Origin of the sequence: Methanococcus voltae (assembly GCF_024807655.1) — an archaeon.
In the GTDB taxonomy this organism is placed as follows: Archaea; AGJL01; Methanococci; order Methanococcales; family Methanococcaceae; genus Methanococcus; species Methanococcus voltae_D.
The window spans coordinates 32280-46283 of sequence record NZ_JANUCR010000003.1 but is presented as its reverse complement, the minus strand read 5'-3'; the positions used below and the strand labels follow the sequence as shown (position 1 = coordinate 46283).

Below are 14004 nucleotides of genomic sequence, written 5' to 3'. Positions count from 1 at the left end.
TTTTATTTATATAACTATCTAATCGATTTATTTAATAATATAAATATAATCGTTTTTACAAAAATATGTGTATATTTTATATAAATATTTTAATTTTAGTTGTAATTCTAATTTTAATTTTAAATTACTTTTTTGGAGGGAATGAAAAATATGATATCGAGGGGCGAAATCATACAAAAAGTAAAGTCATATAAACCGTGTAAACAATGCAATAAACCAATTTCAAAGACTATACCATTAAAAAAGCTAAATTTGAAAGGTAGGCAACGAAAATGCCACTGTGGACGTTCACAAATTGATGATGTAATGGTAGATGTTGCTAATATACTAATAGAATGTAATGAAGTACCTAATCATATAAATGATGATAAATTTGCTTTAAAAGATGTTGGTATGCCAATGATTGAAGCTGGTTATCCTTTGAAGTATGCACCTGTTTTATGCGAAAATGATTTGGTTTTACTGAATAATTATGTATCAAAAGACTGTGCGAACGAAATTATTAAAATACCTGAAATAAAATCGGTTATTTCACATAATAAAAGAATAGCTGGAAAAAACTCAAAAAATATGAATGATTTGATTGTGGGCGATGATTTTCGGTGTGATATATTTACAATAAGGTCTTTGTCAACGTGTGTTATATCTTGCAAAAATCAATCTAAATTACATATTGAGTTTCCAAGACCATTTAATCCAAAAATAAACAAGATAGAAAAGTTAGATTTAACTGATAAAGTTGTTTTGGATGGTTTTTGTGGCTGTGGGACTTTGGGAATGGTTGCATTAAAAAAAGGGGCTAAGAAAGTTATTTTTTCGGACATAAACGATATAGCATTATATGACTTAGAATACAATTTAAAAATAAATTTTGGAAATGAAATTTTCGAAAATAACCGTGTTGAAATAATTCATTCGGATTTTATGGACTTAGATTTTAGTAATCAACATAATAATTCTAAAAATGAGGATAATCGTATAGATGTGTGTTTTGTAGATTTATTTCCAAATATGGAATCTAAAAAATTCTTAGAAAAAGCTAAAAAACTGTCAAAATACGTTATATTAGTTTAAAAATTATATAAACCTTTTAATTTTATAAAATAGAATTTTAAAACTTTTTTTAAAGATATAATCGTTAATAATCTATTTTTCTAAAAAATTAGTTAATTATTTTTGATTACCTTTTAAAATGTAATAATCATATATGATTACATCTAATATATAAACCTTTTTTTTTAAATTAATTCGACATTTGGATATATTATAAATAACATATGTGAGGGTAGTGTCCCACAAGACCACGATACGCACACAATATATTATATTTTGTGTGCTAAATAACATCTATGAAATAAAATAGTTGCATAAAATGAAATAGCTAAAATAGCTAAAATAAATAGAATAAATAGAATAAATAGACCAAATAGAACGAATATAAAATTAATAATATAACATTTAAATTAATTAATCTTTGATACATAACTTTTAATTAATTGCTAAATTAATTTAAAAACCCATATTTGAATTATTTTCTTGAAATATATTTAATTAGCTAATTCAGGTTAAATAATGTATAATATGTTTAAATAAATATGAAACTTATGTATTTTTTATATTAATTCAAATCCCTATACGAATTAATACAAAATATTAAGTTTTTATGTATTATGCTTATTTTATAATTTTATTAGCTTTTTTGTAATTTTAAGAAATATTCATTAAGACGGTGATATAGTGACTGAATTTAAAGTAGTCCATACAATATGCCCGTACTGCGGTACTGGTTGTGGTATTGACTTAGTTGTTAAAGACGGTAAGCTTGTAGACACCCTTCCTTTTAAAAGACACCCTGTAAACCAAGGTAAAGTTTGTATAAAAGGAAACTACTGCTACGAATTCGTACACAGCGAAGACAGGCTTACTGTTCCGTTAATTAGAAAAAACGGCGAATTAGTTGAATCCACATGGGCAGAAGCTTTGGACTTAATTGCAAGCAAGCTTAAAGGGTACAACCCTGATGAAGTAGGTTTCTTCTCCTGCGCAAGAGGTGCTAACGAAGAAAGCTACGCATTACAGAAATTTGCGAGAGTGGTAATGAAAACAAATAACGTGGACCACTGTGCACGTATTTGACACGCTCCGACAGTTACAGGACTTGGCGAATGCTTTGGTTCTGGTGCAATGACTAACTCTATTGAAGATTTAGCAGAAGCAGACGTATTATTTATCTACGGCTCCAATACTTTTGAAGCACACCCATTAGTTGCAAGAAGTATTGTGAAAGCTAAAGATAACGGAACAAAAATTATCGCAATTGACCCAAGGAAAACTCACACTTCAAAAATGGCAGATATCCATATGAAGTTGATTCCAGGTTCAAACATTGATTTAATGAACGCTATAATGAATGTTATCATTACTGAAGGATTAACAGATGATGAATTCATTAAAAATAGAACCGAAAACTTCGATGAATTGAAGGAAGTAGTTTCAAAATATGTACCTGAAGAAGTTGCTAAAATCTCAGGAATCCCAGCTGAAACCATAAGAGAAGCAGCAAGATTGTATGCAAAAGCCGATAAAGCAGCTATTATGTACTGTTTGGGTGTTACTGAATATACATTCGGTGTAGACAACGTTAAATCCTGCTGTAATCTTGCAATGATTACTGGAAACCTCGGTAAAAGAGGAGCAGGTGTTAACCCATTAAGAGGACAGAACAACGTTCAAGGTGCTTGTGATATGGGTGCATTACCTAATGTATACCCAGGATACCAAAAAGTAGGCGAAGCTACCGCAAAATTAGAAGAATTATGGGATGTTGAAGGTTTAGACCCTAATCTTGGTTTAACCGGTCCTGAAATGTTCGAAAGAATGGGTAAAGGATTTAAATATCTCCACATTGTAGGGGAAGACCCAATGGTTGCAGATGCGGATATTAACCACGTTGAGCACGCTTTAAAAGAGTTAGATTTCCTTGTAGTTCAAGATATTTTCTTAACTGATACAGGAAAATTAGCTGACGTAGTTTTACCTGCTGCTTGTTGGGCTGAAAAAGACGGAACTTTCACAAACACTGAAAGAAGAGTTCAAAGAATAAGAAAAGCAGTTGAAGCACCTGGTGAGGCTGTGCCTGATTGGGTTGTTGTAAAAGAACTTGCTGAAAGAATGGGCTACGGAGATAAATTCGCTTTCGAAAGTGCAAGCGATATATTCGACGAAATGGCAAAAGTAATTCCTCAATACGCAGGAATGTCCTTTGAAAGATTGGGAATCGATGGTTTACAATGGCCTTGTAAAACAGCAGACCACCCAGGAACAAAATTCTTACACGAAGGTAAATTCTTAAGACCTAACGGATTGGGTAAAATATGCCCTGTTGTGCACAAAGACCCTGCAGAAATGCCAAGTGAAGAATACCCATTATTATTAACAACTGGTAGAATCATATTCCACTATAACTCCGGAACTATGACCAGAAGATGCCCAAGTATCACAAATGAAATCGATGAGAACTTCATTGAAATGAACATTGAAGATGCTAACGCTTTAGGAATCGAAGCTGGCGAAACTGTTCAGGTTTCCTCAAAAAGAGGCAGTGTAAAGGCTATTGCAAGAGTATCTGACGATATTGTAAAAGGCGCTGTTTACATGTCATTCCACTTTAACGAAGAACCTACTAACAAGTTGACGAATTCTGCATACGACCCAGTTTCAAAAACCGCAGAACTTAAAATATGTGCTGTAAAAGTTGAAAAAATTTAATAATACTACATAGTATTTTGAATAGTAAAATACCATTAATAATTCAAATTTAAATAATTCAAACTTAATTACTTCACATATTAAATTTAAGTAATTTAATCATATTTTAACATAATATCAAAATTAATAAGGTGATAATATGGATTATCTTCTAATTAAATCAACTAACGAAGATATTCAAAAATATGGTGAATGTGGTGGAGCTGTTACTGCATTATTCAAGTATCTTCTTGATAGTAAAGTAGTTGACGGAGTTTTAGCACTTGAAAAAGGAGCAGACGTATATGATGGAGTTCCTACACTTATTAACAACTCGGAAGAGCTTGTTAATAGCTGTGGTTCTTTGCACTGTGCTCCTACAATGTTTGGAGGCCTAATCCAAAAGCATTTGAGTGATATAAACCTCGCAGTAGCTGTAAAACCATGTGATGCCATGGCAATTATAGAGTTAGAGAAAAGACATCAAATAAACAAGGATAAAATATATACAATCGGTTTAAACTGTGGTGGAACTGTTCCTCCAATGGTGGCTCAACAAATGATTGAGTTATTCTATGAAGTAGACCCATTCGATGTAGTTAAGGAAGAAATCGATAAGGGTAAGTTTATAATCGAATTAAAAGACGGAACTGAAAAAGCTATCAAAATCGATGAACTCGAAGAAGAAGGTTTCGGTAGAAGAGAGAACTGTCAAAGATGTGAGCTTAAAATCCCAAGAAACGCAGACCTTGCTTGCGGTAATTGGGGAGCTGAGAAAGGATGGACTTTCGTGGAAATTACTTCTGAAAAAGGTAGACAATTAATTGAAGATGCCGAAAAAGCAGGATATATTGAAACTAAAGAACCAGCTGAAAAAGCAATGATTATTCGTGGAAAAATCGAACAATCAATGATTAAACTCGGTAAAAAATTACAAGCTAAATATTTAGAAGAAGAATACCCAGCTGATGAAAAATGGGAAGAATACTGGGATAGATGTGTAAAATGCTACGGTTGTAGGGACGTATGCCCCGTATGTTCTTGCAAAGAGTGCGTTTTAAACCAAGACATCATCGAAAAAGGTATGATGGCTCCAGAAGCTTCATTCTTCCAAGGTGTGAGATTATCTCACATAGCAATGAGCTGTATAAACTGTGGACAATGTGAAGACGTATGTCCTATGGAAATCCCCTTATCCAAGTTATTCCATAAATCACAGTTAAAAATAAGGGAAGCTCTCGGATACGTTCCTGGAGTAGACTATAATATGCCATTTTTGGCAAAAAAATAACTAATATTGTAATTAATATATCATCTAACTTAACATAGTTAGTACATTAACAAAGAAATAAAATTATTTTTATTTCTTTATAATATCAAACAAGTACAACTCATCTATAAATCATATATAATGGTATATATTAACACAGTTGATATTTAAATATGGTTTAAGGAAATATTCTCAGTTTCCTTAACGATATATTCCCCCGTATCTATTTAAATTGATTAATATCAATTAATATTATTAATATCAATTAATATTTAGTATTAATTAGTAAAAATAGTTATTAAACATTTTAAACATTTTAAACATTTATATGTAAATTAAATTGCCCAATAAGTTATAATTAGTAATCTACAAACGGAAAATAATATTTTAAACACACACATTTAGCACATTTAATATTTTTTATAATCTAATTTAGAATATAATAATATAATAATATAATAATATAATATACAATCCTAATTTTCTTTTTTTTTGAAATTATATCAGTACTTATTAATAATAGTATTTTAAACTATACTGTATCGTAATATTATTTTAAAAATAGTAATACTATATACTTTCTATTAATTTTATATTGGTGAACTTATGAAATTAGACGATTCAACAGATTTAATAAATTTTGACTGGGCAGAATACTGGGTTAAAAATTATGCGGGAGTTAGCCATAAATCTAAAGAAGATTTGGTGGACTTTTGGGATAAATTCTCTGAAAATTATGCAAAACATATCCTTACAAATGAAAATTTAAACAAGGATATAAAAAGAAATGTGGAAAAATTTAAAAAAGTCTTTAATCTTGATAAAAATACTTCAATTCTTGAAATAGGCCCTGGTCCTGGTACTTATACAATACCACTTGCGAAAATTGTAAAACACATAACCGTTGTAGAGCCATCAACCGGAATGTCTAATATCTTATTAAAAAGGGCTAAAGAAGAAGTTATCAACAATATCACAGTTATAAATAAAAGATGGGACGATGTAGAACTATATAATGATTTTGAGAAGCACGATTTAGTTTTTTCCTCTTATTCATTGGTGGTTGATGACTTAGGTAAAAGTCTTTTAAAGATGAATGAATCAAAAAATAAATTTTGTGGGATTTTGACTTTTGGAAGTTTACCTGTACATGGGGACATATATATTAAAATAGGGAATCTTCTGAACATTGAAAATACCAAAAGAGGCGATTTTAGTCTTAATTACATTTTAATAAACAATATTCTTAATCAGTATGGGATTTATGCTAACATCAATATTCACGAAAAATCATTTTGTCAGTACTTTGATGATATTGACCAAGCATATGATAAATATATATCGGGATATACCAAAACAAGGGATATGGAGTTAACAGAAACGCAAATTAATAGTGTAAAGGAGCTATTAAAAACCATACTTAAAAAGGATAATGACGGATGGTTCTATAATACGGAATCAAAAGAAGCTTTCCTATGGTGGTAAGTTTTAATAAAATTTAATTTACCATATATTTATTACACATAGTTATTACACATAGTTATTACACATATTTATATACCTAATCTCCATATTATGAATTTGTTAGGGAGTATTAATAATTCAATTTTAAACATTTATTAAATTTAAATAAATATATTTTTATAATAATTAAAGTATCTTTTATTACGTTATTACGTTATTATTAAAATTGTTAAAATTGTTAAACTACATTTTTAATACAATTACTATTTATTATATTGTTAAATAGTTTATGTACCAAAGGTATTAAATTTTAAAATTATCAAATCTAAGGTGTAAATATGAGGAAATTTTGTATATATGGTAAAGGAGGGATTGGAAAATCCACAAATGTCGGTAATATGGCAGCAGCTTTGGCAGAAGATGGTAAGAAAGTTTTAGTTGTAGGTTGTGACCCAAAAGCCGACTCAACAAGAACTTTAATGCACGGCAAGATTAATACTGTTTTAGATACATTCCGTGATAAAGGACCAGAATATATGAAAATTGAAGATATTGTTTACGAGGGTTTTAATGGCGTTTACTGTGTAGAGAGCGGTGGTCCAGAGCCTGGTGTGGGCTGTGCAGGGCGTGGAGTAATAACCGCAGTTGATATGTTAGATAGATTGGGTGTTTATGACGAACTAAAACCTGATGTAGTTATGTACGATATATTGGGGGACGTCGTTTGCGGTGGTTTTGCTATGCCACTTCAAAAGAGACTCGCAGAAGACGTATATATCGTAACCACTTGCGACCCGATGGCAATTTATGCAGCAAACAACATATGTAAAGGTATACAAAGATACGGCAATAGGGGTAAAATAGCACTCGGTGGTATTATATACAATGGTAGGAGCGTTGTAGATGAGCCTGAAATTATCGATAAGTTTGTACAAGGCATAAATACGCAAGTAATGGGTAAAATACCTATGAGTAATATAATCACTAAAGCAGAGCTTAGGAAACAGACAACAATTGAATATGCGCCAGATTCCGAAATTGCGAATAAATTTAGAGAACTTGCGAATGCAATTTATGAGAACAAAAAAACCACAATACCGACCCCATTAAGTGAGCAAGGTCTTGACGACTTAACAGAAAGTATTGAAGAATTAGTTAGAAAAAAATATGAATAATTAATTTATCTTTTACTTTTTTATTTTACCTTTTTATTTTACTTTTTTACTTTTTTATTTTACCTTTTTATTTTACTTTTTTACTTTTTTATTTTACCTTTTTGATATTAGTATTCTATTTTATTATTCTATTTTTATTTTTAAAATATATTGTATTCAAATATGCAAATACAAAAATATAGCAAATTATATAATACAAATATTTCATATATTTTATGGGCTATTAAGAGGACTGACGGGGTATATTAACCATTTATAGAGGGGATTAACAAAATATAATATTATGGGGGAGAAATATGGAAAATAAAAAAATTGGAGATATAAACGCAAAAGCAAAAGAAAGTTTCAGCGTAGACTTGTATACAAACTCGGGTATACCATACATTTGGGGTATTTCCCATATTCCTGATTTTGTGGCTTTTGTGGATAAAACCACAACACCTCTCGACCAACAAGCAGGGGGGAGGGTAAAAATAACATTTACCTTTTTAGCATTAGAAAAAGGTCAAGATTATTTACAATTTAAACTCGTGCAACCTTTCGGAGACTTTGAAGTAGCGGAAGAAGTAGCTTACGCTTTAATTGTAGATTCTGCAGACATTAAAAGAGCTAAAAATGAGGTAGCAAGTTTAAATGCGGTGATGGGTGATAGCAAATTCTTAAAAATTACCCCTGAGGCACTAAGCACACTGGTAAATGAAAAAAATATTCAGGCATATAAAGACCCGGATACTGGCGGTATTATTGTGGTTTACGGAGCTCCAACACCACCTACGCCAGTTCCAGACTATGGAATCCCTTGTCTAACAGCGGCAGCTGATACAATACCTCCGCTATTATACGGAATTCCTTGTCTAAGATTGTCATCAAATAACATCTGTATACCACCATACGGATTTTCAAGACAATTTTATGACCCAATTGTAGCTTACGGTGTAAATTGTGCACCTACTACTGCAGCAGTTAACCAAGGGGCACAAACGCAAATGCTGTATGCTGCACCGATGGTAATAGAAAGTAAAGACAACTGTCTGTTAAAATACGGTACTCCGTGGGGTTTATCAAGAAACTCCGAAGAATGTATCTTAAAATACGGAATTCCGATATTTGACTGTGAAAAAGCAGCTGGTGAGGATTGTATTTTAAAATACGGATTCCCAGTACGTATGGAAAAAGCATCAGAAGATTCAGAACGCTGTATCGTAAAATACGGTACTCCAAGCGGTATTGCTAAAAACGCAAATGAATGTAATTTAAAATACGGATTCCCTATTGGATTTATAGAACATCCTAATTGTATCGTAAAATACGGATTCCCAGACGGAACTTACAAATAATTTAATAAAAAGGATATTTTATAATTTTATCCTTGAATAAATACCATATTTTTAATTTTTTAATTTTTTAAGTTTAATTTTTGATTTAATCACAATAAAGTACGATATAAAAAGAAAAAATAATAAAAAATATAAAAAAATATAAAAAAATAAATAAAAATAGTAATAAAATAAATAAAAAAGTAAAAAAGTAAAATAAAAAGGTAAAATAAGAAATAAAGAAATAAAGAAAATAAAAATAATCAATATACTAATGGGGGATATTTTGGAGTATAAACCAATAACAGCGGTCTGGGAAATTACTATGGCGTGTAATATGCGTTGTAAACACTGTGGTTCGAGTTGTAAAGAGCCATTGCCCGATGAATTATCAACTGAGGAAGCAGTTAAGTTATCTCAGGATATCGGAGATTTGGGTTTAAAATGGATAACTTTATCTGGTGGGGAACCATTAGTACGGAGGGATTGGCCAGTTATAGCACAAGAATTAACTGATAATGGTGTAATACCAAATATGATTACTAACGGATGGCTTTTTAATGAAGACATCTTAAAAAAAGCTGAAAAGGCTGAAGTAGGTACTATGGCAATAAGTTTGGATGGTTTAAAGGATACTCACGATTATATGCGTATGAATGGTTCATACGATAGAATTATGAATGCTTTTGAGCTTATGGAGGATTCAAGTATCACGGGGGGCGCCATTACAACCATAAATACCATAAATATGAATGAACTCGAAGAACTCAAAAATGTATTAATTGACAAAGGAGTTAAACTTTGGCAAATGCAAATTGGTTTACCGATGGGTAATTTTGTAAACCATCCTGAATTAATCATAAAACCTGAAGATGTTGATAGACTCATTAATTTTGCACACGATTCTTTAAAAGATGATATAATAATATTCCCGGCTGATTGTATAGGGTATTACAACCTTAAAGAGCTTGAAGTTCGTAGAAAAGCTTATCCTAAAGAATACGACGTGACGTGGAAGGGTTGCACTGCGGGCAAACGTAGCTTTGGAATATTACACAACGGTGAAATATTAGGCTGTACTTCTATACGGGATAGGGAATATATCGAAGGAAACATTAGAGAAACGCCTCTCCGTGAAATTTGGGAAAATGAGGATAATTTCTCTTGGAGTAGGACTATGGACAAGTCTAAATTAGGCGGTCTTTGCAATGAATGTATTTACGGTCAAATATGTTTGGGCGGATGTCCTAATACACGATTAACTATGAATGGCACGATTTATTCTGAAAATAGTTATTGTTCTTATGTTGTAGCAATGAATAAGGCTTTAAAATGGTTAGAAGATATTAACGATTTTGACACCTTAAAAGATATGGCCAATAATTTTACACGTGCAGGTGATTATCAAGTTGCAAGTATGGTTTTAGATAAAGCTCTCTCTATTACTCCTAATGACACAGAATTATTGAGCCTACAAGGTTTCATTAGTTTTATGCTCGGTAATTATGAGAAATCAAGAATTGTCAATGAAAAAGCTCTTTCAATTGCACCTGATGATGCTTATCTCAATAAAGGTATGGGTCTATCTCTTTCAAAATTGGGTAAACTCGACGAAGGTATGAATTACTTAAATAAAGCTATGGATTTGGCTGATGAGACGTATTTAGACCCTTATTATGATACGGCGATTACGTTAATCGAATATGGTAAGTATAATGACGCATTAGGAATAATAAAAAAAGCTACTGATAAATACCCACAATTTGAACCTACAGCAAGGTCATTAAGGGATATGATTAGAGGTGTAAAACAATAATCTCTATTTTTAATTTTTATTTTATTCTATTTTATTTTTTTATTCTATTTTATTTTTTTTTGTATTTTTTCTTTAATATACAGATTAATTGCCCTTAAATTATATATTTGAGTTGTTATTTTAAAAAAATATATTTTAATCGTGTTAATACTAAAAATATTAAATTTAATGTTTTAGAATGATATATAACGCATAAATAACAACAATTAAATAATATAAATATATAAATTATAGATATGAAACTATCTAATTAAGTTTAATATCTTAATTTATCAAGATATTATACCTCTTAATATAATTATATTTACAGTAATATATTAAAATTACAACCAAATATGCAAGTATGAAGGTGAAATTATAACAATCAATAAAAAAATGTATTTAGTAATGGTATTATTTTTGTGTATCTTCACAATAAGTAATGTACACGGGACTGCTTATGTACCCCAGACTTATTACTTAAATGCGGAAAACTTAACAGACACATATACAATTAACTTATCTGGAATTTATATAATAAATTGCAGTCTTTCAGATTTAAACGTTTCAAGCAATTTAATATGTATAAACGCTAATAACGTAGTAATCGATGGAAATAACAACTGGTTAAATAGTACAAAAGACGCATCTGATAGAATAATTTATGTAAATGGTCAGTATGCCACTATTAAAAATATAAAATCAAAAGGTTGGAGCTCTGGATTTTGGATTAACGACGATGATGCGTTAATAACTAACAACACATTATTGGAACTAAATTCTCCAATAGTTATAAATTTCGCACAAAATACTAAATTCTCCAATAACTTTGTTGATAACAGTAGTTATTGCGGTGTAGTAATTCAAAGTTCATCTTACACTACAGTGTATAACAATACTATTACTAATTTTGCCACAAACGGAATTCAAGGGTCTAATTCATATTATCTTAATATCTCACACAATACGGTAATAAACGATAGTTTTTCAAGCGGGGGTGTGGGTTCACAAGGTTTTGGTATTTCGCTTGCTGGGACACACGGTTCAACAATTGCATACAATACAGTTAAAAATAACTCGTTTGGAGGGGCTTTGTATCTTAATACTGGAAATTCCCCTGAAGAGAACTATATATATCTAAATAATTTTATAGACAACATAAGGGATGCCAAAGTTGATTCTTTTGAAGGTAATATATATCACAGTCCAAGCGCTATAAATTATACGTACAACGGTCAACAATATTCAAGTGTAATGGGTAATTACTGGGATAATTGCACAAATCCAGCCGATGCAAACGGTGATGGAATTAGAGACGGTAATTATTCGGTAATTATTATGGGAATTCAAGGAAACGATACCCACCCATTAGTTGAAAAATGGGAAAATTATTTCTCAAGTGGAAGTATCACCCCTGAAAATACGACAAACAAATCCTCAATAATTCATATTAATAATTCAAGTTATAACAATAATAGAACGATTGTAGGTCCTGGAACTTATATATTGGACGAAGATATTACAAACATTACAGCAGGAATTTTAGTTCAGTCAAGCGACGTAGTAATCGATGGTAATAACCACAAACTCGGTACAGATTCAACTGCTTTAGATGTACTTCAAATCTACAAAAGTGGTAAAATATACAATAACATTACAATTAAAAATTTGGTTATTGAAACACCTTTGAATTACAAATGTAATGGTATAATGATAAATTCTTCAGTAAATAATCTTACCATTGAAAATTGTAATATAATAATAAATAACGGTACTTTTGGAATTGGATTTAATCCAAATGACGCACAAAATTCATTAAATTCCCCTGTAATCAATAATAACATAATTATGGTTAAAAATAACAATACAAATGTTAATGGTAATAATAATGCTATTGGAATTGGTGTTAAAGTAGGAAATTATGGGATTTTTAATACTACAAATAATCCAAATTCAAAAATATCAAATAATAATATTACCATAATCGGCGAAAATTCAACCGTTATTCGATGTAATTATTCAAATATACCAATGGATAATTTAAAAATAGATTTAAATGTTTTAAATAATACTGGTAAAATAATTAGAATGAATAAATTTGAAAATGCGTACATAAAAGATTCTAATTTATATATGCACGGCAATACAAACGGTAGTGGAATAATACTATATTCAGAAACGTTAAAAGATTTATTAATTAATAATACAGTATTTAATGCTACAACAAACATATATGGTATCTGTGTTTACAATACTATAGTGTCAGACAACATAACTTTATCATACAACACATTTAATGGTGTTGATGCACCATTCGTATATGCGTTTATGATGATTGGACCAATACAAAACAGCAACATATATTTAAATGACTTTTTAGCAGGTTGTATGGCAGCATACAATCCGTTAGTAAACTGTACATTTGAATCACCAAATGATATAAGATACAAATATAACGTAAATGACAATGTATACATAAATAAATTTGGTAATTATTGGTTTAACTTCAATCACTCACAAGCTCAGGAAAATCCTGTGGACAATGGAAAAGGTTTCACAACAAAACCTTATGTAGTTGGAGCATTCAGTGATAATTATTCGAGATATACGACATTAGATAATTACGTGTTCAATTATGCGGGAAATAACACCACAAAACCAAGTAATAATGACAATAATAATTATTACAACAATAATCATAATTCGGCTAAAAAAATGGCTGAAAAAGCTGAAAGTGAAGGGACTCAAAACGGTTTCAGTTCAGAAAATATCCGAAACACTGTAACAAATTCTAAAATTATTGCAGATGATAAATTTGATAAATTAAATGCAGAAAATTGTTTAAAGGAAAATATTCAAGATTCTGAAGATATGGAACAAGAACTCGAATTAAACGACCTTAACGCACTTACTGAAGATGTAATCGTTGTAGGCGGTCCTGTAGTTAATAAATTTGCGGAAAAATATAATAATAAATTTTTAAAGCCAGTTAATAATGAAAATCCTGGTGAAAACAGAGGACTTATTCAAGTTTTAAAAGTTCAAGATGACTCTTCACAAGTCGTTTCAAGCCATTATGTAATATACATTGCTGGTTCAGATAGATACGGTACTCAGGCAGCTTTAGAATACTTTAAAACCTTAAATGAATTACCTACCGAACCTATAATGGTAGAATGGGTTGACGGCGGATATAAAATAGTAAATTAATAAATAAATTATTTATTAATTTTATTA

8 protein-coding genes are annotated in these 14004 nt (G+C 30.4%); all 8 read left to right on the top strand.

Features of this window, described 5'->3' with window-relative positions:
- The first annotated feature begins 150 nt into the window (after positions 1–150).
- Positions 151–1074, top strand: a complete 924-nt coding sequence (locus J3E06_RS04500) for an RsmD family RNA methyltransferase (protein WP_013180091.1) — start codon at positions 151–153, stop codon at positions 1072–1074.
- 663 nt (positions 1075–1737) lie between these two features.
- Positions 1738–3768 (top strand): formate dehydrogenase H subunit alpha, selenocysteine-containing, encoded by a 2031-nt coding sequence (locus tag J3E06_RS04495; RefSeq protein ID WP_013180090.1) that lies wholly within the window; start codon positions 1738–1740, stop codon positions 3766–3768.
- 139 nt (positions 3769–3907) lie between these two features.
- Entirely contained in the window at positions 3908–5038 is a 1131-nt protein-coding gene (locus J3E06_RS04490; RefSeq protein ID WP_013180089.1) for a Coenzyme F420 hydrogenase/dehydrogenase, beta subunit C-terminal domain, read from the top strand.
- Positions 5039–5623: 585 nt separating this feature from the next.
- A complete protein-coding gene (locus tag J3E06_RS04485; protein ID WP_013180088.1) occupies positions 5624–6502 on the top strand; it encodes an rRNA adenine N-6-methyltransferase family protein in 879 nt (292 codons plus the stop codon).
- A 317-nt stretch (positions 6503–6819) separates the two neighbouring features.
- Positions 6820–7656 (top strand): nitrogenase iron protein, encoded by an 837-nt coding sequence (gene nifH / locus J3E06_RS04480; RefSeq protein WP_013180087.1) that lies wholly within the window; start codon positions 6820–6822, stop codon positions 7654–7656.
- 296 nt (positions 7657–7952) lie between these two features.
- Positions 7953–8993 (top strand): protease inhibitor I42 family protein, encoded by a 1041-nt coding sequence (locus tag J3E06_RS04475; RefSeq protein WP_013180086.1) that lies wholly within the window; start codon positions 7953–7955, stop codon positions 8991–8993.
- A gap of 265 nt (positions 8994–9258) precedes the next feature.
- The gene (locus J3E06_RS04470) at positions 9259–10788 is read left to right on the top strand and encodes a radical SAM/SPASM domain-containing protein (protein WP_013180085.1); all 1530 of its coding nucleotides are present in this window, start codon (positions 9259–9261) and stop codon (positions 10786–10788) included.
- Between the two features lie 399 nt (positions 10789–11187).
- Positions 11188–13977: a NosD domain-containing protein gene (locus tag J3E06_RS04465; RefSeq protein WP_198003557.1), complete on the top strand. Its 2790-nt coding sequence runs from the start codon at positions 11188–11190 to the stop codon at positions 13975–13977.
- The last annotated feature ends 27 nt before the right edge of the window (positions 13978–14004 follow it).